The sequence below is a fragment of the Prauserella oleivorans genome (assembly GCF_042685745.1).
Classification (GTDB): domain Bacteria; phylum Actinomycetota; class Actinomycetes; order Mycobacteriales; family Pseudonocardiaceae; genus Prauserella_A; species Prauserella_A oleivorans.
Genome location: NZ_JBHUNT010000001.1, coordinates 940,853 through 963,904 on the forward strand (window position 1 = coordinate 940,853; position 23,052 = coordinate 963,904).

Consider the following 23,052-nt stretch of genomic DNA (forward strand, 5'->3'; position numbering starts at 1 on the left):
AGATTGAGCCGAGCTGACTCAAGTCTGAATTGACGGGTCTCGCTCACTCGGATAGAACTTGAGTGAACCCCGCTCAAGGCGGACGCACAGCATTATTCAGGAGGGAAGACACATGGCGCGAGCGGTCGGCATCGACCTTGGAACGACCAACTCGGTCGTCTCGGTGCTCGAGGGCGGTGAGCCGACGGTCATCGCCAACTCCGAGGGTTCCCGGACCACCCCGTCCATCGTGGCCTTCGCCAAGAACGGCGAGGTGCTCACGGGGCAGCCCGCGAAGAACCAGGCTGTCACCAACGTCGACAGGACCATCCGGTCGGTCAAGCGGCACATGGGCACCGACTGGAAGAAGGAGATCGACGGCAAGCACTACACGCCGCAGGAGATCAGCGCGCGTGTGCTCATGAAGCTCAAGCGGGACGCGGAGGCCTACCTCGGTGACGAGGTGACCGACGCGGTCATCACCGTGCCCGCCTACTTCGAGGACGCCCAGCGGCAGGCCACCAAGGAGGCGGGCCAGATCGCGGGGCTCAACGTCCTGCGCATCGTCAACGAGCCCACCGCCGCGGCCCTGGCCTACGGCCTGGACAAGGGCGAGAAGGAGCAGACCATCCTGGTCTTCGACCTCGGTGGCGGCACCTTCGACGTCTCCCTGCTGGAGATCGGCGAGGGCGTGGTCGAGGTCCGCGCCACCAGCGGTGACAACCACCTCGGTGGTGACGACTGGGACCAGCGGATCGTCGACTGGCTGGTGGACAAGTTCAAGGCCAGCCACGGTATCGACCTGACCAAGGACCGGATGGCGCTGCAGCGCATCAAGGAGGCCGCGGAGAAGGCGAAGATCGAGCTGTCCAGCTCGTCCAGCGCCAACATCAACCTCCCCTACATCACGGTCGACGCGGACAAGAACCCGCTCTTCCTCGACGAGACGCTCTCGCGCGCCGAGTTCCAGCGGATCACCAACGACCTGCTGGAGCGCACGCGGCAGCCGTTCAACAACGTCGTCCGGGACGCCGGCATCTCCGTGGCCGACATCGACCACGTGGTGCTGGTCGGCGGCTCCACCCGGATGCCCGCCGTCACCGACCTGGTCAAGGAGCTGACCGGCGGCAAGGAGCCGAACAAGGGCGTGAATCCCGACGAGGTCGTCGCGGTCGGCGCGGCCCTGCAGGCCGGTGTGCTCAAGGGCGAGGTCAAGGACGTCCTGCTGCTCGACGTCACCCCGCTGTCGCTGGGTATCGAGACCAAGGGTGGCGTGTTCACCAAGCTCATCGAGCGCAACACGACCATCCCGACCAAGCGGTCCGAGATCTTCTCCACGGCCGACGACAACCAGCCGTCGGTGCAGATCCAGGTGTTCCAGGGTGAGCGCGAGATCGCGGCGCACAACAAGAAGCTCGGCATGTTCGAGCTGACCGGCATCCCGCCGGCACCGCGCGGCGTGCCGCAGATCGAGGTCACCTTCGACATCGACGCCAACGGCATCGTCCACGTCACGGCGAAGGACCTCGGCACCAACAAGGAGCAGTCGATGACCATCACCGGTGGCTCCGCGCTGCCGCAGGAGGACATCGACCGCATGGTCAAGGACGCCGAGGCGCACGCCGAGGAGGACCGCAAGCGCCGTGAGGAGGCGGAGACCCGCAACCAGGCCGAGACGCTGGTCTACCAGACCGAGAAGTTCGTCAAGGACAACGACGAGAAGCTGCCCGAGGACCTCAAGGGCAAGGTCAAGACCGCGATCGACGAGGCCAACGAGGCGCTGAAGGGCACTGACATCGCCAAGGTCAAGGAGGCCATGGAGAAGCTGAACTCGGCTTCCCAGGAGCTGGCCACCGCCCTGTACGCCAACACGGGCGCGCAGGCGGGCGGCGGTGCCGACGGCGCCGCCGGCGACACCTCCTCGTCCACCAAGGCCGACGACGACGTGGTTGATGCCGAGATCGTCGACGAGGACGACAAGAAGTGACCGAGCGCTACGACGACACCGAAGCACGGGAACAGCGGGAGCCAGTGGTCGTGAGGGATCGTCGCAAGATCGACCCGGAGACCGGCGAGCTGCGCAAGCCCGAGGCTGCCGAGAAGGAGGAGTCGAACGGCGCGCCCACCGAGGCGCCCGCCGGCTCCACCCCGGCGGAGGCCGGTGCTGCCGAGGAGGCGGCGCCGGCCGGCGCCGACCTGGAGAAGCAGCTCGAGGAGCGCACGGCCGACCTGCAGCGCGTCCAGGCGGAGTACGCCAACTACCGCAGGCGGGTCGACCGCGACCGGGAACAGGTGGCCGCGGCGGGCAAGGCGTCGCTGGTGAACGATCTGCTGCCGCTGCTCGACGACCTCGAGCGGGCCGAGCAGCACGGTGACCTCACCGGCGCGTTCAAGGCCGTGGCCGACAAGCTGGTCGGCGCGCTGGAGCGGGCGGGCCTGGAGGCGTTCGGCAAGGACGGCGAGCCGTTCGACCCGAGCGTCCACGAGGCTGTGCAGCACAGCACGTCGCCCGACGTCACCGGGCCGACCGTGTCGGCCGTGCTGCGCCGCGGCTACCGGTTCGGCGACCGGGTGCTGCGCGCGGCGCTGGTGGCGGTCACCGATCACGAACCCGCGGCCGACTCCGCGCCGCAGGAGGAGCCGATCGACCCGCCGGTCGGTGGCGAGCTGCCCGTCGACACCGATGAGCAGAAGAACTGACGACATGCCGAGAGGAGGGGACGCCCGATGAGCGCCAGGGAGTGGATCGGCAAGGACTTCTACCGTGAGTTGGGCGTCTCCTCCGACGCCAGCCAGGACGAGATCAAGAAGGCCTACCGCAAGCTCGCGAGGGAGAACCACCCGGACGCCAACCCGGGCAACACCGAGGCCGAGACGAAGTTCAAGGCGGTCTCGGAGGCGTACGGGGTGCTGTCCGACCCCGAGAAGCGCAAGGAGTACGACGACGCCCGCAGGCTCTTCGGCTCCGGAGGCCCCGGCGGCTTCGGCTTCCCCGGTGGTGGCGGCACGGGTGCCGGTGGCTTCGATCTCGGCGACATCTTCGGCCAGGCAGGCGCGAGCGGTGGCTTCGGCGGTCTCGGCGACATGCTCGGCAATCTGTTCGGCCGCCGTGGTGGCGGCGGCACCACCGCCGCGCGCGGGACGCGCGGCGCCGACGTCGAGACCGACGTCCGGATCGACTTCACCGAAGCCGTGAAGGGCGCGACGTTGCCATTGCGGCTCTCCAGCCCGGCGACGTGCGGCACGTGTGGCGGCAACGGCGCCCGGCCGGGCACCCGGCCGAGGACCTGCCCGACGTGTGCCGGCGCCGGACTGGTCAGCCGGAGCCAGGGTGCGTTCGCGTTCTCCGAGCCGTGCCCCGACTGCCGGGGTCGCGGCCGGATCATCGACGATCCGTGCCCGGAATGCGCGGGCGAGGGCATCAGCAACCGCACGCGCACGCTGACCGTCCGCATCCCGCCGGGTGTGGACGACAACCAGCGCATCCGGCTGGCCGGTCAGGGCGAGCCCGGCCGGGGTGGCGCGTCCGCGGGCGACCTGTACGTCCGCGTGCACGTCAACCCGGATCCCGTGTTCGGCCGGTCGGGCAACGACCTGACCATCACGGTGCCCGTGGAGTTCTCCGAGCTGGCGCTCGGCACCACGCTCACGGTGCCGACGCTGGATTCGAAGGTGTCGGTGAAAGTGCCCGCGGGTACTTCGAGCGGCCGGGTGCTGCGCGTACGCGGCAAGGGGATCGCCAAACGGGATGGCACCCAGGGTGATCTCCTGGTTACCCTGCAGGTGGTCGTCCCGGCCAAGGTCGACGGCAAGGCCAAGGCCGCCTTGGAGAAGTACGCCGAAGCGGTCGCGAAGCACGATCCGCGGCCCGAGATCACCGCGCTGTTGCGCGACAGGGGTGCGTGATGTTCGGTTCAGGTTCCTCGGGATTCCCTTCCGGCCTGCCGCACGGCGCCGACGAGGACACACCCGTCTTCGTCATCTCCGTCGCGGCGCAACTGTCCGGCCTGCACGCGCAGACGTTGCGCTCGTACGACCGGCTGGGGCTCGTGAGCCCCGGCCGGACGCCGGGCGGCGGCAGGCGGTACTCGCTGCGCGACATCGCCCAGCTCCGCGAGGTCCAGCGGCTCTCGCAGGAGGAAGGCGTCAATCTCGCGGGCATCAAGCGCATCATCGAGCTGGAGAACCAGGTCGAGGCGCTGCAGAACCGCATCGCCGAGCTCACCGAGGAGCTCGCCAGCGCGTACGCGGCGGCCGAGCAGGCCGCGGCGGCGGTGCACGCGTCCTACCGCAAGGACCTCGTGCCGTTCCGGCAGCAGAGCGCCCTCGTGGTGTGGCGGCCCAGCCGCCGCCGCTGACCGAGCGTCAGCGCAGGTGCTCGGCGAAGAACGCCAGCACCCGGCGCCATGCGTCCTCGCTCGCCTCGTGGTCGTAGCCGACTCCCGCGAACTTGGCCAGCCTTGTGAACGGGCCCAGCCGTAGCTCGTTGGCGAAGCTGTGCCCGGCGTCGGGGTACTCCTTGACGTCGTGCGGGACGCCGCGTGCGCTCAACTCGCGTTCGAGCTTCGCGGCGGCCCCCTTCAGCGAAGGGTCCTTCCGGCCGTAGCTGGCGACCACCGGACAGGCGCCGTCGAGCACGGACAGATCGTTGGGCAACTGGCCGTAGTAGGGAGCCGAGGCGTCGAACTCCCGGCTCGCCATCGCGAGCGCGAAGCCACCTCCCATGCAGAACCCGACGACACCGACGCGTGCCGTGCAGTCGGCCCGCTCGACGAGCGTGCGACGGGCGGCGTCGATGTCCTCGAACGCCTGGCCCTTGCCAGCCGCGAGCGCGCCGAACACCGAGCGCACGCATCGGAACATTCCGCCCCGCGAGTACAGGTCGGGCACCAGCGTGACGAATCCGGCGGTGGCGAAGCGGTCCGCGATGTTGCGGGCGTCCTGCGTCAGGCCGATGGCGTCGTGCACCACCACGACACCCGGCCACGGCCCGGCGCCCGAGATCTCGGGTACCGGCAGCGAGAGGTAGCCGTCGATGGTCCCGTCGGTGGCCTGGATCGTGGTCTGCATGCGCCCTACTCAACCGCGCGAGTCACCGGCGGTCCAGACCGTTCAGTCGAGCGCGAACGGGTCGTAGCGAATCTGGTCGAGCGACGTCCCGGCCACCAGCATGCGCGAGACGGTCGCGCGGATCATCGCGGGCGAGCCGGACACGAGCACGTCGTGGCCGGGCCACGCGCCCCGCGCGGTGACGGCGTCGGCCAGTGTTCCTTGTTCGAACCCGGACAGCCCCTCGCCGTGCTCCACGACGGGATGCACGGTGAGCCACGGATTGGTGGAGGCCAGCGCGCGTAGTTGCTCCAGGTCGTAGAGGTCGTCGCGGGTGGCGCCGCCGTAGAAGAGCGTGACGTTCGGGTTGTGCCCCCAGCCGCCGAGGTGGTCGAGGATCGCGCGTAACGGAGCCAGGCCCGTTCCGCCCGCGATCATGAGCACGTCCCGCCCGGACTGCCGGTCGACGTCCAGCCTGCCCATCGGCGCGCCGAACCGCCAGACGTCGCCGGGCTGGGTGTGGCTGACGATCGAGCGGGAGACCCAGCCGCCCTCGATCGCCCGCACGTGGAACTCCAGGGAGCCGTCCGGCCGCGGCGCGTTGGCCGGGGAGAGGTAGCGCCAGAGCCTCGGCCGCTGGGGCACCTCGACGCTCAGGTACTGCCCGGCCCGGTACGGGATGTGGTGCTCGGGCTCCACCCGGATCAGCGCGAGATCCCAGCTCAGCCGCCGGTGTTCGGCGACCGTGCCCAGCCACGACGCCGGGTACTCGTCGGCCTCGGCGGCCTCCTGCATCGACCGGGCGACGATCGTGAACGCCTCGGCCCACGCGCGTTCGACCCTCGGTGTCCACGCGTCCCGGAGTTGCCGTTTGACCGCGGCGAGCAGCGCGGTGCCGATGGCCTCGTAGTGATGCGACTGCACGCCGAACTTGCGGTGGTCGCGGCCGAGCTGGACGAGGTAGGGCGCGACGTCGTCCGGGCGGTCCACCGACTGCAGGATGTTGACGATCGCCCGCACCAGCTTGCCACGCTGGATCTCCATGTGGATGGGGAAGAAGTCCCGCGCCTCGGGGGCGAGGGTGAACAGCATGCCGTAGAAGAACTGCGAGATCTCCGGCGTGTACGGCTCGACCTCGTGCCAGGTCTCCCGGATCAGCTGCACCATGGCGGTGACGGCAGGCGGCGCCTCCCGAACAGGGGCGACCTTGGGTATGGGGTTGATCGGGTCGGCTGTCATCCGTCTGCACCAGTGTGGCTGAGGCGGAACGTCAGGTCAGTACGCACAGTGATCGAAGGGGCCTTCCGTCGCTATCCACGAGCGGGTGACGACATCGCGGGCTTCGGTCCGGTGACATCCAGCATCGGCGGCCGTTGCGATGAGCTCATGGACCATCCACCCTTCCGGCGCGTACGCACTGGCACAACCCTAGATTCATGTGCACCTGCACGGTAGTCGCATTGCCGGTGACCGTCGCGCGGTTGCTCCGGACGGGTGGTGATTTTGTCCGCTTCGGGAGTTAACTCACCCGGAAGGCAGATAGTCTGCCCGGTATCGCGCGGCGAGCGTGCCCGATGCAAATAACTCACAGTGACCAGGCGGTAGGCATGAATCCCTCGGACGAGGTCTGCGTCGATCTGCTGCGCCAGATCCGCGACGCGCACCAGCTCCAGCAGGCCTGGACGTTGCAGCACTGGCATGCCGGCCAGGGCCCCAACCCGGCCGCGGCGATGCTCCTGTCCGAGATCCAGCGCAGCGGTGAGGTGCGCCTCTCCGAGCTGGCGAAGCGCCGGATGGTGGACATCTCCGTGGTCAGCAGGCAGGTCGCGCAGCTGGCCGAGGCCGAGCTCATCGAACGCAGGCCGTCGCCGGACGACGGCCGGGCCACGCTGGTGCGGATCTCGGCGAAGGGCGAGGAGCACCTCGACCGGTGGCGCAGGCACCACATCGACTTCGTCCGCAACGCGCTGGCCGATTGGGACGAGGCCGCGCTGCGGGACCTCACCGAGCGACTGGGTGCTGTCGTGGACGACCTGCGTACGGCCGTCGCCGACACCGCCGGGAACGCGGAACGGCCCGCCACCGGACGTCGGTGACGGGCCGTTCGGCTCGGTTCGGGCGCCGCGTCAGGCGCTGACTTCCTTCTCGATCTTCTTCACCTCGCCGGAGCGGATCTTGCCCAGGAAGCCGGCCACCTCCTTCTTCACCACCGGCATGAGCAGGTACAGACCGATGATGTTGAACAGCGCCAGCGAGAACACCACGGCGTCGGCGAAGGACAGCACGCTGCCGAGGGTGAGCACGCAACCCGCGACGATCGTCAGGCAGAAGATGACCTGGTAGATCCGGTCGGAGGTCTTGCGCTTGCCGAACAGGAACTGCCACGACTTCTGGCCGTAGTAGCCCCACGTGATGGTGGTCGACAGCGCGAACAGCGCGACCGCGACCGTGAGGATGTACGGGAACCACGGCAGCACGGTCTCGAACGCTGTCGACGTCACCGTCACACCGTCCGGTTCCTCACCGCCCGCGGCCACCGTGGCCCTGGCCTCGTTCCAGAACGGGGTGTCGGCGATGACGACCGTCAGGGCCGTCATGGTGCAGATGACCACGGTGTCGATGAACGGCTCGAGCAGCGCGACGAAGCCCTCGGTGGCCGGGTTCTTGGTCCGGACCGCGGAGTGGGCGATTGGGGCGGAGCCGAGGCCGGCCTCGTTGGAGAACGCGGAGCGCTGGAAACCGACGATCAGGGCGCCGATGGCACCGCCAGCCACGCCCTCGCCGGTGAACGCGCCGGAGACGATCTCGCCGATCGCCGCGGGCACCGAGTCGATGTTGACGCCGATGACGATGAGGCAGCCGAGGACGTAGATGATCGCCATCGCGGGCACCAGGCGGCTGGTGACCGCGCCGACGGACTTGATCCCGCCGATGATGACCAGGCCGACCAGCACCGCGAGCACGATGCCGAAGATGAGCGCGGCGCCGTCGCTGCCGAGGAAGCCGTCGTCACCGCCGGTGACGTCCTTGACCTGCGCGAATGTCTGGTTGACCTGGAACATGCTGCCGCCCGCGAACGCGAAGAACAGGATGCCGATCGCGGTCAGCACGGCGAGCACCTTGCCGAGCCCGACACCGAAGGCGTTCGGGAACCGTTCGGCGAGGCCCTTGCGCAGGTAGTGCATCGGGCCGCCGGAGACCGTGCCGTCGGCGTGTTCCTCGCGGTACTTCACGCCGAGGGTGCACTCCACGAACTTGGTGCACATGGCGAGCAGGCCGGCGACGATCATCCAGAAAGTCGCGCCTGCGCCACCGATGGTGACGGCGACACCCACACCGGCGATGTTGCCGAGGCCGACGGTTCCGGACAGGGCCGACGCCAGGGCCTGGAAGTGGTTGATCTCCCCGGGCTCGTCCTTGGCGGTGTACTGGCCGCGGACCAGCTCGGTCGCCAGCTTGAACTTCCGGAACTGGATGAAGCCGAAGTACAGCGTGAAGATCGCGGCGGCGAGGACCAGCCAGGCCACGATCCAGGGGAACGTGACGCTCCCGACGGTGATCTCGGCGAACACGAAGTTCGAGAAGGCGTCCGAGATGGGTGTGAAGACCTCGTTGACCCAGTTCTCGATCGAGGCGAGGGTTCCCCCCTCGGCGGCGAGAACGTGCGTGGTGGCGTCGGGCGGCGGGTTTGTGGCCGCCACGGCGGTGCTCAGTACAGACATGGTCTGGTAGTTGACCCGAATGGTGGGCCCTTGACAAGTGGACCCCCGCTTTTGTTACGCGCTGTTACCTTGGCGAGGTCTGCTGTAGTGTTCGACTTGAGCGGAACACACTCAACTTTTCTGACGTTGTGCATAGCGACGGCCTCTGCGAGAGGCTGGTCGGCAGCGACTTCAGACCAGAGGTGAGGGATGGACTCTTTCAACCCGACCACGAAGACCCAGCAGGCGATCTCGTCGGCGGCCCAGGCCGCCACCATGGCGGGAAACCCGGAGATCTCCCCTGCTCACCTGCTCGGTGCCCTCCTGTCCCAGTCGGACGGGATCGCCGCGCCGTTGCTGACCGCGGTCGGAGCCGACCCCGAGCTCATCCACAAGGAGCTCGAACCGATCGTCTCCGGGCTGCCCTCCGCGACCGGGGCCACCGTCTCCACCCCGAACTTCGACGCCCACGCCGTCAAGTCGCTCACCCACGCGCAGAAGCTCGCCACCGAGCTCGGTGACGAGTACGTCTCCGCCGAGCACGTCATGGTGGGCCTGGCGGCCGAGGGTGGTCCGGTGAGCAGCCTGCTCACCCGGCACGGCGCGACGCCGGACGCCCTGCGCGACGCCTTCACCCAGGTGCGCGGGTCCGCGCGGGTCACCACGCCCGACCCCGAGGGCACGTACCAGGCACTGGAGAAATACGGCCTGGACCTCACCGCGGCCGCCCGCGCCGGTGAGCTCGACCCCGTGATCGGCCGGGACACCGAGATCCGCCGCGTCGTGCAGGTGCTCTCGCGGCGCACGAAGAACAACCCCGTGCTGATCGGCGAGCCCGGCGTCGGCAAGACCGCCATCGTCGAGGGCCTCGCCCAGCGCATCGTCGCAGGCGACGTGCCCGAATCGTTGCGCGGCAAGCGCGTGGTGTCGCTCGACCTCGGCTCGATGGTCGCCGGATCGAAGTACCGGGGCGAGTTCGAGGAACGGCTCAAGGCCGTGCTCAAGGAGATCAAGGAGTCCAACGGCCAGGTCGTCACGTTCATCGACGAGCTGCACACCATCGTCGGCGCGGGCGGCACCGGCGAAGGTGGTGCCATGGACGCCGGCAACATGATCAAGCCGATGCTGGCCCGGGGCGAGCTGCGCATGGTCGGCGCGACGACGCTGGACGAGTACCGCAAGCACATCGAGAAGGACGCGGCGCTGGAGCGCCGCTTCCAGCAGGTGTTCGTCGGGGAGCCGTCGGTCGAGGACGCCGTCGGCATTCTGCGCGGCCTCAAGGAGCGCTACGAGGTGCACCACGGTGTGCGCATCACCGACGCCGCGCTCGTCGCCGCCGCGACGCTGTCCGATCGCTACATCACCGCGCGCTACCTACCGGACAAGGCCATCGACCTCGTCGACGAGGCCGCGTCCCGGCTGCGCATGGAGATCGACTCCCGGCCGGTGGAGATCGACGAGGTAGAGCGCGCCGTGCGCCGCATGGAGATCGAGGAGATGGCGCTGTCCAAGGAGGACGACGCCGCCTCGAAGGAACGGCTCGACGCCCTGCGCGGCGAACTGGCCGAGAAACGCGAACAGCTGAACGCCCTGACCGCGCGCTGGCAGAACGAGAAGGGCTCCATCGAGCGGGTTCGCGAGCTGAAGGAGCAGCTGGAGCAGCTCCGCGGTGAGGCCGACCGCGCCGAGCGCGACGCCGACCTCGGCCGGGCCGCCGAGCTGCGCTACGGCCGGATTCCCGCGCTGGAGAAGGAACTCGAGGAGGCTACGCGGGCGACCGAGGAGAAGGCCGCCGACGTCATGCTCAAGGAGGAGGTCGGCGCGGACGACGTGGCCGACGTCGTGAGCGCCTGGACAGGCATCCCGGCGGGCCGCCTGCTCGAGGGCGAGACCGGCAAGCTGCTGCGCATGGAGGAGGAGCTCGGCAAGCGGGTGGTCGGCCAGGACGACGCGGTCCGCGTGGTGTCCGACGCGGTGCGCCGGGCGCGCGCGGGCGTGGCCGACCCCGACCGGCCGACCGGCTCGTTCCTCTTCCTCGGCCCCACCGGTGTCGGCAAGACGGAGCTGGCCAAGGCGCTCGCCGAGTTCCTCTTCGACGACGAGCGCGCCATGCTGCGCATCGACATGAGCGAGTACAGCGAGAAGCACAGCGTGGCCAGGCTGGTCGGCGCGCCACCCGGCTACGTCGGCTACGACCAGGGCGGGCAGCTCACCGAGTCGGTGCGCAGGCGGCCGTACACGGTCGTGCTGCTCGACGAGGTCGAAAAGGCGCACCCGGACGTGTTCGACGTCCTGCTGCAGGTGCTCGACGACGGCAGGCTCACCGACGGCCAGGGCCGCACGGTGGACTTCCGCAACACCATCCTGGTGCTCACGTCGAACCTCGGTTCGCAGGCGATCGCCGACCCCACGCTGTCGGACCAGCAGCGCAGCGACTCGGTGATGGCCGTGGTCCAGCAGCACTTCAAGCCCGAGTTCCTCAACCGGCTCGACGACATCGTCGTGTTCCACGCGCTCGGCACCGAGCAGCTCGGGGCCATCGTGGACATCCAGGTCGGCAGGCTCGCCCAGCGGCTGTCCCAGCGCAGGCTCACGCTCGACGTCTCGCCGGGTGCCCGGGACTGGCTGGCGCTCAACGGCTACGACCCGATCTACGGTGCGCGGCCGCTGCGCAGGCTCGTCCAGTCGGCGATCGGCGACCAGCTCGCGCGCAAGCTCCTGGCGGGCGAGATCCGCGACGGCGACACCGTGCGCGTCGACGTCCCGGAGTTCGAGGCAGGCGACAACCTCGTGGTGAGCCGCGCGGCGTAGTCCAATCGTGAAAACATCCCTCGGCCTGCCGCCACCTTGCGGCAGGCCGAGCGGGCTACCCTGCTCGCGTGGGTATTCCAGCGTGGATCTGGTTCGTCATCGCGGCCATCGCCGCGGTGGCCGGGCTCGCACTGCTGATGGCCGACCGGGCCAAGGAGAATTCGCGCAACCGGGAGCGCGCGCGCTGGGCCGAGCTGCGCGGCTGGCAGTACGTCGAGGAGGACCAGCGGCTGCCCCAGCAGTGGTCCGGCGGCGCCATCGGGTACTTCGGCGCGGAGTCCGCGGTCAACGTGGTCGCGGGCTCGACGTTCACCTCGGACGGCCGGCGCCCGGTGTTCGTGTTCGACATCGAGGCCGACGGGCTGATCCCGGCGGTGATCGTGGCCGTGCGCTGCAACCGCATCCACCCGGTACTGCTCGAGCTGTGGCTGGCGAGCGTGCCGTTCCAGCGGGCCGAGATGCCCGAGCTGCTGGGCCCCGTCGGCCAGCGATACGCCTTCGCCGACGACGTGAACGCCGCGCGGACCGTGATCACCCAGGACATCGTGGACGCCGCCGATGCGCTGGGCGGCGACGTCGGGGTGGCCTGGCTGGAGAACGAGTGGGTGCTGGCCAGCGTGGCCCCGAACGTCGGCCCGTCGCGCCTGGAACGGCTGCTGCGTGACCTCGGCGAGATCGCCGACATCGTCGACCCCTTCGACGAGAACTACGTGCCCGCCCAGGAGCCGCCGCCCGTCTCCGCCGAGGAACGGGCCCGTCAGCAGGGCTTCTGATCAGCAGGGCTTCCGAGCGAGGTCCAGTGTGCCCGCAAGCGGCAGCTCGGTGGTGATGCCGGCCAGTTCGGTGTCGAGCGTGCCCGTGAACCGTCCGCCGTCCTGTGTGGAGAGCTCGCGGTAGGTGGCCGGGCAACCGGTCCGCGACAGCGCCGCCCACGCCGCGACACCCTCGGCGAACGCCACCGGGTCCAGGCCGTCGTCCGGCGGGTCGACCATGCCGTCGGTTCCGTCCGTCGCCGCGAGGAACCCGCGGACGAACGACGCGTAGTCGATGGCGGGCTTCTCCATCTTCCGAGCCGTCCTCGTCTGGGTGAGGTCCGTATGCCGATGGGCCGTGCTCGACGATACTGCTGCCCGAGGTGCGCTCCGAGCACGGGCAGCCTGCCCGCAGACCTTCGCCACGGGGAGCGACGCACTAGGTTGGCGGCATGCCCACCGCATTGATCACGGGAGCCACGGCCGGTATCGGTGCCGCCTTCGCTCGCGCGCTCGCCGCCGAACACTACGACCTGGTGCTCGTCGCCCGCGACGAGCAGCGGTTGCGGGCCCGCGCCGACGAGCTCACCACCGCGCACGGCGTACGGGTGGACGTGCTGCCCGCCGACCTCGGCACGGCAGCCGGGCGGACCACCGTGGAGCAGCGGCTCGCCGCGCAGCCCGTCGACATGCTCGTGAACAACGCGGGGCTGGGCCTGGCCGGAGAGTTCTGGACGGCTTCGCCCGACGAGCTGCAGCACCAGCTGGACGTCAACGTCACCAGTGTCCTGCGGCTGACCCGGGCCGCGCTGCCGGGCATGCTGGACCGTGGCCGCGGCGACGTCGTCAACGTCTCCAGCGTGGCGGCGTTCTTCTCCGGCCGCGGGTCCACCTACACGGCGAGCAAGAGCTGGGTGACGTCGTTCTCCGACGGCCTCGCCTCGGCGCTGCGTTGTTCCGGCGTGCGGGTGCTGGCGTTGTGCCCCGGGTTCACCGAGACGGAGTTCCACGACCGCGCCGGGCTGGAGAAGGCGGGCCCGAAGGCGTTCTGGCTGGACGCCGACCGAGTCGTCCGCGAGGCCCTCGCCGACCTGCGTCGCGGCAAGGTGATCTCGGTGCCGAGCCCGCAGTACAAGGCTGTCGTCGCCATCGGCCGGTTGTTGCCGCGCGGGCTGATCCGGCTCCTCGGCGGGCGGTTCGCGGGGCGCGACCGCACCTGAGGCCGGCGCGTGTCAGACTTGCAGTCCGTGGCGACACCCTCGTTGGATCAAGCGGCGAAAATCGAACTGGCCAGGCTCGTTGCCGAGCTGTGCGTGGTGCACGGCAAGGTGACGCTCGCCTCCGGCAAGGAGGCCGACTACTACGTCGACCTGCGCCGGGCCACCCTCCACCACGCGGCTGCTCCCCTCATCGGCAAGCTCCTGCGGCAGCTCACCTCGGACTGGGACTACGTGGCCGTCGGCGGGCTGGCGCTGGGCGCCGACCCGGTGGCCGCCGCGATGCTGCACTCCGCCGCGGCCGACGGCATGGTGCTCGACGCGTTCGTGGTGCGCAAGAACGTCAAGGAACACGGCATGCAGCGCCGGATCGAGGGCATGGAGGTGGCCGGGCAGCGGGTGCTCGCCGTCGAGGACACCTCCACGACGGGCGGCAGCGTGCTGACCGCCGTCGAGGCCCTGAACGAGGCGGGCGCGACCGTGGTGGGCGTGGCGACCGTCGTGGACCGTGGTACGGGCGCCCGCGAGGCGATCGAGAAGCAGGGCCTGCCGTACCGGTACCTGCTCGATCTCGACGACCTCGGCCTGTCCTGAGCGCTCGCCGCCGAAATCGCCCGGATTTGCCCGTGTGAACCCGGGCGAACCGGGTCTCCGGGTCGATAAGCCCTGGTAACAGTCGTAGTCAACAGATCATTTTGTCGACCTGATCGGCGTCGACGGGGTACTGTTGATATTGACTTTTGGGGGGCTTTTCGACAGGGGGGTTGGTGGGTTCGGTGCTCGGACTGGAACTGCTCACCGCACTGGTCACGGTCGTGCACTTCCTCGCGCTCGCCTACATCGGCCTCGGCGGTTTTCTGGCCTGGATGTGGCCGAAATCGATCTTCGTGCACGTTTTCTTCGCGTTCTGGGGTGTCGCCGTCAACGTGCTGCCGCTGTCGTGCCCGTTGACGGTGGCCGAGGACTTCCTGCGCGAGCAGCGTGGTCTGGGCCCGTTGCCGGGTGGGTTCAACGAGTACTACATCTACGGCACGATCATCCCGGACGCGCTGCTGCCGTTCGTCGCCGTCGTGGCGCTGCTGCTCGTGGCCGTCTCGTACATCGGGGCCGCGTTGCTGTGGCGGCAGCGGCAGCACGGCCACGTCGCCGGGCAGTCGGTGGGCTTCGGCGGGCCCGGGTAGAGAATGGGCGCGTGACCCAGGACGCCGACACCGCCACCGGGCCCACCGAGTGGGGAGCCCGCCCGGAGGTCGGCGTCGGCCCGTGGCAGGGCCCGTGGCCGGACGACCCCCGCTACGACCCCGAACTGCTCGAACACGGCGACCGGCGCAACGTCGTCGACGCCTACCGGTACTGGCGGCGCGAGGCGATCGTCGCCGACATGGACAAGCGCCGGTACCCCTTCCACGTCGCGATCGAGAACTTCCAGCACGACCACAACATCGGCACCGTCGTGCGTACCGCCAACGCGTTCGCGGCGGCGGCCGTTCACATCGTCGGCAAGCGCCGCTGGAATCGGCGGGGCGCGATGGTCACCGACCGCTACCAGCACCTGTACCATCACCCGACCGTCGCCGAGCTGGCCGAGTTCGCCGAGGCACGCGGCCTGGCGATCGTCGCGGTGGACAACACACCCGGCGCGGAGCCGATCGAGACCGTCGAGCTGCCGCGCGAGTGCGTGCTGTTGTTCGGCCAGGAAGGTCCGGGCCTGTCCGCCGAGGCGCAGCAGGCGGCGTCGCGGGTGGTCTCGATCGCGCAGTTCGGCACAACGCGCTCGATCAACGCCGGGGTGGCCGCCGGCATCGTCATGCACACGTGGATCCGCCTGCACGCGGATCTCTCCGCCGCCTGGTGACGCCTCAGGCGCGAGCCACCTCGACCGGGATGCCGTTCAGCACGGCCGTGCCCGACAACGCATCGAGGGCCAGTTCGTCGGCGAGCACGTTGGAGTTCGCGCCCGCATGCCGGACCGCCACGGACGTGCGCACGCCCGGCACATCGTGTCCCCAGCCGTGCGGAATGCTCACCACACCGGGCCGCACCCGGTCGGTGACCTCCACCGGCACCTCGATGGTCCCGGTGCGGGCGGTGACCTTCGCGGTGTCGCCGTCGTGCAGCCCGAGCCGGTCGGCGTCGCCGGGATGGACCTGGATGGTGCACCGGTTGCTGCCGCGCACGAGCGGCTCGAGGTTGTGCATCCACGAGTTGTTCGAACTCAGCTGCCGCCGTCCGATGAGGACGAGGCGGCCGTCGCGATCCGGCGTCAGTTCGGCCGCGAGCCTCGGCACGTCGGCGGTGACGGCCTCGGGAGCGAGTTCGATCTTGCCGCTCGCGGTGGTCAGGACGTCCGGCAGGCGCGGGCGCATGGGCCCGAGGTCGATGCCGTGCGGTGCGGCTTCCAGGTCGGCGAGCGTCAGGTCGTGCGGGCCGGCGCGCAGCATGAGGTCCAGGAGCCGCTCAGGGCCGGTGCGCTCGCCCGCCACGGCAGGGTCGAGCCCGGCTCGGCGGGCGACATCACCCGCGACCAGGTCGTCGAGCGCGGCGATGTCGGCGTTGGGTCCCAGTCCGGTGACGATGCCGGTGAGCCGCAGCAGGGTTTCCCATTCCTGCGGCAGATCGGTGGCCAGGGCGGCGGGCGTCCAGTTGGCGACGCCGCGCACGGCGAGCTGGTAGAGCGAGACGTCGTAGTGCGGCCGCTCCAGCGGCGTCGGTCCGGGCAGGATGACGTCGGCGTGCCGCGTGGTCTCGTTGAGGTAGACGTCCAGCGACAGCATGAAGTCGAGCCGGCCGAGTGCCTGATCGAGCCGGGCGGCGTTGGGCGTGCTCAGGCACGGGTTGCCCGCGACCGTCACGAGCGCCCGCACCTGCCCGCCACCCGGCGTCTCGATCTCGTCGGCGAGCGTGGCCACCGGCACCTCGCCGAACACCTCCGGCAGCCCGCGCACACGGGTACGCCAGCGGCCTGCGCGGAACGGCCTGCGCGGCGCGCCCGCGCTGCTGTTGAGTTGTCCGGCCGCCGCGAGCGGGAACATCGCGCCGCCGGGCGCGTCGAGGTTGCCGGTGAGCACGTTCAGCACGTCGACCAGCCAGCTCGCGAGCGTGCCGAACGACTGCGTGGTGGTGCCGATGCGCCCGTACACGACGGCCCGCTCGGCGGCCGCGAGTTCCCGTGCCAGGTGCCGGATGTCGTTGGCGCCCAGTCCGGTCGCGGGCGCCACGGCGTCCGGGCTGAACGGCTCGGCCAGCGTGCGGACCGCCTCGACACCGGCGACGTGCTCGGCGAGATGGCGCAGCCGCACGAGGTCCTCGGCGAACAGGACGTGCACGAGCGCGAACAGCAGTAGCGCGTCGGTGCCGGGGCGGATGGCGTGGTGCTCGTCGGCGAACTCGGCGGTGCGGGTACGCCGCGGGTCGACGACGACGATCTTGCCGCCGCGCCGCCGGATGCCGCGCAGCCGGGCGCGGACGTCACCCGCCGTCATCAGGCTTCCGTTGGACACCAACGGGTTCGCGCCGAGAATCAGCAGGTGCTCGGTGCGGTCGAGGTCCGGCACGGGAATGGTGAACCCGCCGCCGAACAGGTAGCCGCAGGCGTAGTGCTTCGGCAACTGGTCGACGCTGCCCGCGGTGTAGAAGTTCCTGGTGCCGATCGCCTTGTAGAACGCGCGGCCGTAGAGCGCCACGGGCAGGTTGTGAGCCGACGGGTTGCCCGCGTAGACGGCGACGGCGTCAGCGCCGTGCTCGGCGATGATCCCGGGCAGGCGGGCGTCGATCTCGGCGAAGGCGTCGTCCCACGAGACCTGGGTGAACTCGCCGTCCCGCTTGACGAGTGGTGCCCGCAGCCGGTCGGGATCGTGGTGCAGGGCGCCGAGCGAGGCGCCTTTGGGGCAGACGTAGCCGTGGGACAGCACGTCGTCGGGGTCGCCGCGGACGCCGGTCACGGTGGCGCCTTCGAACGTCACCGTCAGACCACACGTCGCTTCGCACAGAGGACACGTGACATGCGCCGTTGCCATCGGTTCATGGTCCGGCAGCCGCTGCGGAATGTCGAGGTCCCGGCAAGGATGGGGCCATGACGTGGATCGAGCGCGCCGCCGAGGCCGAGCGTGCGGTCCGCACGCGGCACCTGGCTCGGCTGTGGGGTGTTCCCGGCACCGTCCTCGGCCGTAGTGGCTGGCCGCCGACACCGGCCGACCGGCTGCATCGGCGGTGGAACTACTGGTGGCAGGCGCACCTGCTCGACTGCCTCGTCGACGCGCAACTGCGCGCGCCCACCGGCGAGCGGGTGGTGACGATCGAGCGCCTGCTCCGCGCCATCCGGCTGCGCAACCACCGCTGGACCAACGACTTCTACGACGACATGGCGTGGTTGCTGCTGGCGTTGCAGCGGGTCGCCGAGGTGACCGGACTGGACGTTGGCGGGCCGGCCGCGGAGTTGTCGGCCGCGTTGCGGGACGGCTGGACCGTCGAAGCCGGTGGCGGGATCCGTTGGCATGTCCGGGATTCCTACAAGAACGCGCCCACGAACGGTCCCGCGGCGATCGCGTTCGCGCGCGGGGGCGATGCCGAGGCGGCGCGCCGGCTGTTCCGGTGGATGGAGGACCGGCTCGTCGACGACGGCACGGGACTGGTGTGGGACGGCGTCCGCGGCGACACCGGCGAGCTCGTCGACCGGGTTTTCACCTCCTGCCAGGGTGTGTTCCTCGGTGCCTGCCTCGAACTGTCCGAAGTGGAGGCCGCGGAACGCACGGTGCGGGCCGTGGCGTCGCATCTCGCACCTGGAGGCGTATTGCGGGGCGCCGGTGGTGGCGACGGCGGTCTGTTCGCCGGAATCCTGGCGAGGTACCTCGCGCTGGCGGCACGCCGGCTTCCCGCCGGGCCGATCGCGGAAGCCGCGGCACGGTTGGTGTCGGACTCGGCGAGCGCGTGCTGGGACGGTGCCGCGCGGACGCCGTCGGGCCCGCTGTTCAGTCCGGAATGGACGGAACCGGCTCCAGGCGATCCGCGAGGGCACCCCGCGCGGGACCTGTCGGTTCAGATCGGCGGCTGGCTGCTGCTCGAGGCCGTGGCGACGTTGCCCGCGTGAGGCTGGAGACGACAGCCACACGACTCCCGGTGCCGTAGCCGCGGCGGCAGCCGGACGGTTTCCGGCGCGCGGGCCGGGTCCTTGATCCGGGCCAGCAGGAGCCGGACCGCCTCCCGGCCGATGTCGGCGATGGGTTGCGCCATGGTGGTCAGCGGCGGGTCGATGAGGTCGGCCCACTCGGGGTCGTCGTACCCGGCGAGGGCGAGGTCCTCGCCGATGCGCAGGCCGCGGTGCCGGGCCTCGCTCAGCACGCCGGTCATCATCGCGTCGTTGGCGACCAGCACGGCCGTGGGCGGCTCGGGCCGGTCGAGCAGGTTCCGCAGTGCGGCGGCGGCGCCGGCTCGCCCGGAATGCCCGGAGACGACGAGATCCGGGTTCCACGGCAGGCCCGCTCGGCCCAGGCCGAGCCGGTAGCCGAGCACGCGTTCCTCGCTCGTCGCCAGCCCCGGCGTCCCGCTGATGAAGCCGATGCGCCGGTGGCCGAGGGAGGCGAGGTGCTCGGTGAGCGCCGAGGTGGACTGGATGTTCTCGGGCCCCACCTGATCGATGTCGCCGCGGGTGGCGAGGCGGTCGAGGAGCACGGTCGGCAGGTTCAGCGAGAGTAGTTCGTCGACGATCGCGCGGTCGCCGGGCACCGGCGTGAGCAGGATGCCCTCGACCCGGCGTGCTCGCAGGGCGCGTACGACCGACTGCTCGGTGTCCACGGTGTCGTGCGTGTCCGACAGCAGCACCGTGTAACCTGCTGCCGCGGCTTCGCGCTCGATGGCCTGCATCAGCACGGCGAAGTACGGATTGGCGAGCAGCGAGATGGCGACGCCGATCGTCCGCGTTCCTCCGGTGACGAGCGAGCGCGCGATGACGTCGCCGGTGTAGCCCGTCTGCTCGATGGCGGCGAGCACGGCGGCCCGGGTTTCGGGCGCGACGGCCCTGGTGCCGTTCACCACGTGCGAGACCGTGGTGATCGAGACCCCGGCAAGCTCGGCGATGTCGCGCTGGGTGGGTCGGTTCGACCTCTGCGGGGGCATTGTGGTCCTTCGCGAGTCGCAGCTGCCAACAGGAGCGGCAAGCGTTTGCGCAAACGCTTGCGCCGGAGCATAACCCGTGCCTACTTTCACCAAGATCCGTGGGTGTGCCTCGGAAACCGGGAGGATGGACTGCGTGGGCGGCGTGAAGGTGCTCCTGGCGGGCTTGTGCACTGTCGACGTCGTGCAGCGGGTGGTCGAGCTGCCCGCGCCCGGCGAGAAGGTGCAGTCGCGGTCGGTGCAGGTCGCCGCGGGCGGTCCGGCGACGAACGCCGCGGTGACGGTGGCCGCGCTCGGTGGTGAGGCGACGTTGCTGACCGTCGTCGGCGCCCACCCGCTGGCCGAGCTCGCCCGAGCCGACCTCCGGACGTGCGGTGTGCGGCTGCTGGACGCCCTCCCGGACCACCCGCTTCCACCGCCGGTGAGCGCGGTGGCCGTCCGCGAGCGCGACGGCGAACGGACCGTCGTGTCGCACAACGCAGCGGCCGCCCCCGACGTGGACGTGAACCCGGCGGCTTTCCCCGACGCCGACGCCGTCCTGGTCGACGGCCACCACCCGTCGCTCGCGCTGGCCGCGGCCCGGTGGGCACGACAGCGGGGCGTGCCGGTAGTGGTGGACGCCGGCAGCTGGAAACCCGTCTTCGCCGACCTGCTGCCGCTCGCCGACGTCGTGGGCTGCTCCGCGCAGTTCCGGGCGCCCAACGGCCTGCTGAGCGAGGTGCCGACCGTCATCACCACGGCGGGCGCGGATCCGGTTCGCTGGCGTAGCGGCGGCGACTCGGGGGAAGTGCCCGTGCCCGCCGTCACGGCAAGAGACACTTTGGGTGCGGGCGATGTCTGGCACGGCGCGCTGGCGACCCGGCTCGGCGCGCTCGGTGTGGCAGATCTCGTCGCGTTCGCGAACGACGTCGCGGCGGAACGGGTACGTCACAGCGGACCCAGAAGTTGGCTGCGCCCGGTCAGGGCGATGATGGGAGTGAGATGACCACCTTCGACGAACTGCTGGCCAGGGCCGAAGCGCTCGCGGCGAAGGACGGCCGGTCGGTGCTGGGCATCGCCGGCGCGCCCGCCTCCGGCAAGACCACGCTGGCCTGGCGGCTCGCCAAGGAGATCGGGCACCGGGCGACCGTGGTGGGCATGGACGGCTTCCACCTCGCGCAGGTCGAGCTCAACCGGCTCGGCAACGCCGACCGCAAGGGCGCCCCGGACACCTTCGACGGCTACGGCTACGTGCACCTCATCCGCAGGCTCGCCGAGGGCAGGGAAATGGTGTACGCGCCGGAGTTCCGGCGGGAGATCGAGGAGCCGATCGCCGGTGCCGTCGCCGTGCCCCCGGAGGTCCGGCTCGTCATCACCGAGGGCAACTACCTGCTGCTCGACACGGAACCGTGGGCGCAGCTGCGATCGATCATCGACGAGATCTGGTACCTCCAGCCGGACGAGCAGGAGCGGATCGAGCGGCTCGTCACCCGGCACCGGAAGTACGGCAGGTCGCTCGTGGAGGCCCAGCAGCGCGCCTGGGGCTCCGACCAGCGCAACGCCGACCTCATCGCGCCGAGCGCGGCGCGGGCGGACCTGATCGTCGAGAACATGGATCTGCCGCACTTCGCGGTGTAAGCGCCGTTGACTCCACAACCCTGTGGATAACTCAGGGTTGTCCACAGGGTTATGCACAGGCCGGGCTGACCTCGTATTCGGCAACGGCCGCCGAGACGATCATGGCGTTCTGCTGGCCCGACGGACCGGACCCGCGGAAGGCCTCCACGTCCGCCCGCGACTCCCAGCGCTCGAAGATGTCGATCCGGGTGGGATCGACCAGGTCCGCGGTGACGGCGAAGTCCAGGCAACCGGGTGCCCGGCGCGCCTGCTCGACCACGTCGACGCACGTGGCCAGGTACGACTCCCGCTGCTCCGCGGCGACAGTCAGGTGTCCGGCGACGATCAGCATGGCTTCTCCTCGGTTCGGGTGTGGTGCCGGGTGTGGCGGCGTTCGGGCCGGCTCGCGGCGGCCGGGGCCGTGTTCCACCGGCTTCCCGCCGGTACCGACCGGGCCGGGGGTCGAAATTCGTCGGCCGACACGGCGACGTGGACGGCGCACACGGCGACGTGGACGGCAGACACGGTGACGTGGGCGGCGCACACGGTGACGTGGGCGGCAGACACGGTCGCCCGGGTACAGGGCCGGTCACGGCGGCATCCCATTCCAGCCACCCCCCGCATCCGGCGCGGCCTTCCCCGGTGACAATCCACACCTGGTGGAAGGCGGCAGGCATGGCGAGGCTCGCGAGAGTGCACCATCTGGCCCTCACGGTGACCGATGTCGACCGGAGCGTGCCGTGGTACGTCCGGGTGCTCGGGTTCGAGGTGGCGGCCCGCAGCGAGGACGTCGAGTTCGGGTTGCGCCGGGTCGAGCTGCACGCGCCCGGTGACGGCTTCTCCGTGGTGCTCGTGGAGCACGCCTACGCCGAGCGCCCACCTTTCAACGAGCGGCACACCGGCTTGGACCATGTCGCCTTCGCCGTCGCCTCGTGCGCCGAGCTCGGCCGCTGGGAACGCAAGCTCGCCGACCACGGGGTCGGCTACAACGCCGTCGAGCGGCCGCCGGGGCGGACCGTCGTCGTCTTCCGCGATCCCGACGGCATCCAGCTCGAAATCCTGGCCGACACCACGGACCCCGCGTGAACCGCGTCGCCGATGCGCCCTCGCCCGAGCGACCCGGGAGCCGCCGAGCTAGACCGTGGCCGTCTCGCTGTCCTCGACCGGGCGCCGCATCTCCTGCCGGTAGCGGTAGATCCCGTACCCGGTGCCCACCACGAAGAACGCGACGCTGGCCCACACCAGTGCCGTCTTGAGCCACGGCACCGTGTCGAGCAGCCCGGCGCCGTAGTAGCCGACCAGCACGAGCGTCGGCACCCACAGTACGGCCCCCGCGGTGGTCGCCAGCATGAACCGGCGCGAGTCCATCCGAGCGGCGCCCGCGATCAGCGGTGCGAGCGTGCGCACCCACGGAATCCAGCGGGCGGCCACGATGGCCAGGAAACCCTTGCGATTCAGGAATTCGCGTGCACGGTCGAGATTCTGCTGGTTGAGCACCTTGCCGCCGCGTCGGGCGATGAACCGCGTGCCGGTGTGCCTGCCGACGTAATAGCCGACCTGATTTCCGACGACGGCGGTGATGAGCGCGACGACCGACAGGCCCCAGGCGTGCTCGTCCGCGCCGTGCTGGGCGAGCACCACTCCGGCGCCGAACAGCAGCGAGTCACCCGGCAGGAACAGGCCCACGATCAGCGCGCATTCCACGAACACGAAGCTGAGCACGATGACCCAGACCAGCAGCGGGCCCGCCGTCTGCAGCCAGTCGAGCCCGACGCTTGCGGCTTCGGCGTGCACGACATTCACGTCCGGCAGCGTACGTTGCTCCGTGCGGGTGTTCCT

Annotated in this window: 23 protein-coding genes; 15 read left to right on the forward strand and 8 right to left on the reverse strand. The window is 70.3% G+C overall.

The window, feature by feature from the left end:
• Positions 1-112: 112 nt before the first annotated feature.
• Genes dnaK through ACFSZT_RS04660 form a run of 4 tightly spaced genes read left to right on the forward strand, consistent with a single transcriptional unit; the run spans position 113 to position 4,337 of the window.
• A complete protein-coding gene (dnaK, locus tag ACFSZT_RS04645) occupies positions 113-1,966 on the forward strand; it encodes a molecular chaperone DnaK (RefSeq protein WP_377395999.1) in 1,854 nt (617 codons plus the stop codon).
• Complete coding sequence (gene grpE / locus ACFSZT_RS04650) at positions 1,963-2,679, forward strand: nucleotide exchange factor GrpE (protein ID WP_377396002.1); 717 nt, start codon at positions 1,963-1,965, stop codon at positions 2,677-2,679. Before dnaK ends, grpE begins: the two co-directional genes overlap by 4 nt.
• A gap of 27 nt (positions 2,680-2,706) precedes the next feature.
• Positions 2,707-3,885, forward strand: a complete 1,179-nt coding sequence (dnaJ, locus tag ACFSZT_RS04655; protein WP_377396004.1) for a molecular chaperone DnaJ — start codon at positions 2,707-2,709, stop codon at positions 3,883-3,885.
• Positions 3,885-4,337: a heat shock protein transcriptional repressor HspR gene (locus tag ACFSZT_RS04660; RefSeq protein WP_377396007.1), complete on the forward strand. Its 453-nt coding sequence runs from the start codon at positions 3,885-3,887 to the stop codon at positions 4,335-4,337. Before dnaJ ends, ACFSZT_RS04660 begins: the two co-directional genes overlap by 1 nt.
• A 7-nt stretch (positions 4,338-4,344) precedes the next feature.
• On the opposite strand, the gene ACFSZT_RS04665 is transcribed toward ACFSZT_RS04660, so the two are convergent.
• On the reverse strand, positions 4,345-5,049 hold the full coding sequence (locus ACFSZT_RS04665) for a dienelactone hydrolase family protein (RefSeq protein WP_377396010.1): 705 nt from the start codon (positions 5,047-5,049) through the stop codon (positions 4,345-4,347).
• A gap of 42 nt (positions 5,050-5,091) precedes the next feature.
• A complete protein-coding gene (locus ACFSZT_RS04670; RefSeq protein ID WP_377396013.1) occupies positions 5,092-6,267 on the reverse strand; it encodes an FAD-binding oxidoreductase in 1,176 nt (391 codons plus the stop codon).
• 368 nt (positions 6,268-6,635) lie between these two features.
• Here ACFSZT_RS04670 and ACFSZT_RS04675 point away from each other — a divergent pair, with 368 nt between their 5' ends.
• Positions 6,636-7,124 carry a MarR family winged helix-turn-helix transcriptional regulator gene (locus ACFSZT_RS04675; RefSeq protein WP_377396016.1) on the forward strand — a complete coding sequence of 163 codons (489 nt, stop codon included), beginning with the start codon at positions 6,636-6,638 and terminating at the stop codon, positions 7,122-7,124.
• A gap of 30 nt (positions 7,125-7,154) precedes the next feature.
• Here ACFSZT_RS04675 and ACFSZT_RS04680 read toward each other — a convergent pair whose 3' ends face one another.
• Positions 7,155-8,750 (reverse strand): alanine/glycine:cation symporter family protein, encoded by a 1,596-nt coding sequence (locus tag ACFSZT_RS04680; RefSeq protein WP_377396019.1) that lies wholly within the window; start codon positions 8,748-8,750, stop codon positions 7,155-7,157.
• A 189-nt stretch (positions 8,751-8,939) separates the two neighbouring features.
• Here ACFSZT_RS04680 and clpB point away from each other — a divergent pair, with 189 nt between their 5' ends.
• Together clpB and ACFSZT_RS04690 are read left to right on the forward strand one after the other, a co-directional pair.
• Positions 8,940-11,540: an ATP-dependent chaperone ClpB gene (gene clpB / locus ACFSZT_RS04685; RefSeq protein WP_377396022.1), complete on the forward strand. Its 2,601-nt coding sequence runs from the start codon at positions 8,940-8,942 to the stop codon at positions 11,538-11,540.
• Positions 11,541-11,608: 68 nt separating this feature from the next.
• Positions 11,609-12,313, forward strand: a complete 705-nt coding sequence (locus ACFSZT_RS04690; RefSeq protein ID WP_377396026.1) for a hypothetical protein — start codon at positions 11,609-11,611, stop codon at positions 12,311-12,313.
• On the opposite strand, the gene ACFSZT_RS04695 is transcribed toward ACFSZT_RS04690, so the two are convergent.
• Positions 12,314-12,604, reverse strand: a complete 291-nt coding sequence (locus tag ACFSZT_RS04695; RefSeq protein ID WP_377396029.1) for a hypothetical protein — start codon at positions 12,602-12,604, stop codon at positions 12,314-12,316.
• Positions 12,605-12,744: 140 nt separating this feature from the next.
• On the opposite strand from ACFSZT_RS04695, the gene ACFSZT_RS04700 reads away from it, so the two are divergent.
• From ACFSZT_RS04700 to ACFSZT_RS04715, 4 genes are all read left to right on the forward strand, one after another.
• Positions 12,745-13,512, forward strand: a complete 768-nt coding sequence (locus tag ACFSZT_RS04700; protein WP_377396032.1) for an SDR family NAD(P)-dependent oxidoreductase — start codon at positions 12,745-12,747, stop codon at positions 13,510-13,512.
• 27 nt (positions 13,513-13,539) lie between these two features.
• Positions 13,540-14,103 carry an orotate phosphoribosyltransferase gene (pyrE, locus tag ACFSZT_RS04705; RefSeq protein WP_377396035.1) on the forward strand — a complete coding sequence of 188 codons (564 nt, stop codon included), beginning with the start codon at positions 13,540-13,542 and terminating at the stop codon, positions 14,101-14,103.
• 182 nt (positions 14,104-14,285) lie between these two features.
• Entirely contained in the window at positions 14,286-14,690 is a 405-nt protein-coding gene (locus ACFSZT_RS04710) for a DUF2784 domain-containing protein (RefSeq protein ID WP_377396038.1), read from the forward strand.
• Between the two features lie 11 nt (positions 14,691-14,701).
• The gene (locus ACFSZT_RS04715) at positions 14,702-15,364 is read left to right on the forward strand and encodes a TrmH family RNA methyltransferase (protein ID WP_377396041.1); all 663 of its coding nucleotides are present in this window, start codon (positions 14,702-14,704) and stop codon (positions 15,362-15,364) included.
• Positions 15,365-15,368: 4 nt separating this feature from the next.
• Here ACFSZT_RS04715 and ACFSZT_RS04720 read toward each other — a convergent pair whose 3' ends face one another.
• A complete protein-coding gene (locus tag ACFSZT_RS04720; RefSeq protein WP_377396044.1) occupies positions 15,369-17,525 on the reverse strand; it encodes a molybdopterin-dependent oxidoreductase in 2,157 nt (718 codons plus the stop codon).
• Positions 17,526-17,581: 56 nt separating this feature from the next.
• Here ACFSZT_RS04720 and ACFSZT_RS04725 point away from each other — a divergent pair, with 56 nt between their 5' ends.
• Positions 17,582-18,595, forward strand: a complete 1,014-nt coding sequence (locus ACFSZT_RS04725) for a glycoside hydrolase family 76 protein (RefSeq protein ID WP_377396046.1) — start codon at positions 17,582-17,584, stop codon at positions 18,593-18,595.
• Here ACFSZT_RS04725 and ACFSZT_RS04730 read toward each other — a convergent pair.
• Positions 18,544-19,620, reverse strand: coding sequence for a LacI family DNA-binding transcriptional regulator (locus ACFSZT_RS04730; protein ID WP_377396049.1), 1,077 nt, complete (start codon positions 19,618-19,620; stop codon positions 18,544-18,546). The genes ACFSZT_RS04725 and ACFSZT_RS04730 overlap by 52 nt on opposite strands.
• A 142-nt stretch (positions 19,621-19,762) precedes the next feature.
• On the opposite strand from ACFSZT_RS04730, the gene ACFSZT_RS04735 reads away from it, so the two are divergent.
• Both ACFSZT_RS04735 and ACFSZT_RS04740 read left to right on the forward strand, forming a co-directional pair.
• The gene (locus ACFSZT_RS04735; protein WP_377396341.1) at positions 19,763-20,602 is read left to right on the forward strand and encodes a PfkB family carbohydrate kinase; all 840 of its coding nucleotides are present in this window, start codon (positions 19,763-19,765) and stop codon (positions 20,600-20,602) included.
• Entirely contained in the window at positions 20,599-21,234 is a 636-nt protein-coding gene (locus tag ACFSZT_RS04740; protein ID WP_377396051.1) for a nucleoside/nucleotide kinase family protein, read from the forward strand. Before ACFSZT_RS04735 ends, ACFSZT_RS04740 begins: the two co-directional genes overlap by 4 nt.
• Before the next feature lie 49 nt (positions 21,235-21,283).
• On the opposite strand, the gene ACFSZT_RS04745 is transcribed toward ACFSZT_RS04740, so the two are convergent.
• Positions 21,284-21,565 (reverse strand): putative quinol monooxygenase, encoded by a 282-nt coding sequence (locus ACFSZT_RS04745; protein WP_377396054.1) that lies wholly within the window; start codon positions 21,563-21,565, stop codon positions 21,284-21,286.
• A 323-nt stretch (positions 21,566-21,888) separates the two neighbouring features.
• Here ACFSZT_RS04745 and ACFSZT_RS04750 point away from each other — a divergent pair, with 323 nt between their 5' ends.
• Positions 21,889-22,299 (forward strand): VOC family protein, encoded by a 411-nt coding sequence (locus tag ACFSZT_RS04750; protein WP_377396057.1) that lies wholly within the window; start codon positions 21,889-21,891, stop codon positions 22,297-22,299.
• Between the two features lie 48 nt (positions 22,300-22,347).
• Here ACFSZT_RS04750 and ACFSZT_RS04755 read toward each other — a convergent pair whose 3' ends face one another.
• Positions 22,348-23,016 carry a DedA family protein gene (locus ACFSZT_RS04755; RefSeq protein ID WP_377396060.1) on the reverse strand — a complete coding sequence of 223 codons (669 nt, stop codon included), beginning with the start codon at positions 23,014-23,016 and terminating at the stop codon, positions 22,348-22,350.
• Positions 23,017-23,052 lie beyond the last annotated feature (36 nt).

Bases quoted from the DNA above. Each gene is read 5' to 3' on its own strand.
- dnaK (WP_377395999.1), top strand. From the start codon at position 113: ATGGCGCGAGCGGTCGGCATCGACCTTGGAACGACCAACTCGGTCGTC.
- dnaJ (WP_377396004.1), top strand. From the start codon at position 2,707: ATGAGCGCCAGGGAGTGGATCGGCAAGGACTTCTACCGTGAGTTGGGC.
- ACFSZT_RS04660 (WP_377396007.1), top strand. From the start codon at position 3,885: ATGTTCGGTTCAGGTTCCTCGGGATTCCCTTCCGGCCTGCCGCACGGC.
- ACFSZT_RS04665 (WP_377396010.1), bottom strand. From the start codon at position 5,049: ATGCAGACCACGATCCAGGCCACCGACGGGACCATCGACGGCTACCTC.
- ACFSZT_RS04670 (WP_377396013.1), bottom strand. From the start codon at position 6,267: ATGACAGCCGACCCGATCAACCCCATACCCAAGGTCGCCCCTGTTCGG.
- ACFSZT_RS04675 (WP_377396016.1), top strand. From the start codon at position 6,636: ATGAATCCCTCGGACGAGGTCTGCGTCGATCTGCTGCGCCAGATCCGC.
- ACFSZT_RS04680 (WP_377396019.1), bottom strand. From the start codon at position 8,750: ATGTCTGTACTGAGCACCGCCGTGGCGGCCACAAACCCGCCGCCCGAC.
- clpB (WP_377396022.1), top strand. From the start codon at position 8,940: ATGGACTCTTTCAACCCGACCACGAAGACCCAGCAGGCGATCTCGTCG.
- ACFSZT_RS04695 (WP_377396029.1), bottom strand. From the start codon at position 12,604: ATGGAGAAGCCCGCCATCGACTACGCGTCGTTCGTCCGCGGGTTCCTC.
- ACFSZT_RS04700 (WP_377396032.1), top strand. From the start codon at position 12,745: ATGCCCACCGCATTGATCACGGGAGCCACGGCCGGTATCGGTGCCGCC.
- ACFSZT_RS04720 (WP_377396044.1), bottom strand. From the start codon at position 17,525: ATGGCAACGGCGCATGTCACGTGTCCTCTGTGCGAAGCGACGTGTGGT.
- ACFSZT_RS04725 (WP_377396046.1), top strand. From the start codon at position 17,582: ATGACGTGGATCGAGCGCGCCGCCGAGGCCGAGCGTGCGGTCCGCACG.
- ACFSZT_RS04730 (WP_377396049.1), bottom strand. From the start codon at position 19,620: ATGCCCCCGCAGAGGTCGAACCGACCCACCCAGCGCGACATCGCCGAG.
- ACFSZT_RS04740 (WP_377396051.1), top strand. From the start codon at position 20,599: ATGACCACCTTCGACGAACTGCTGGCCAGGGCCGAAGCGCTCGCGGCG.
- ACFSZT_RS04745 (WP_377396054.1), bottom strand. From the start codon at position 21,565: ATGCTGATCGTCGCCGGACACCTGACTGTCGCCGCGGAGCAGCGGGAG.
- ACFSZT_RS04750 (WP_377396057.1), top strand. From the start codon at position 21,889: ATGGCGAGGCTCGCGAGAGTGCACCATCTGGCCCTCACGGTGACCGAT.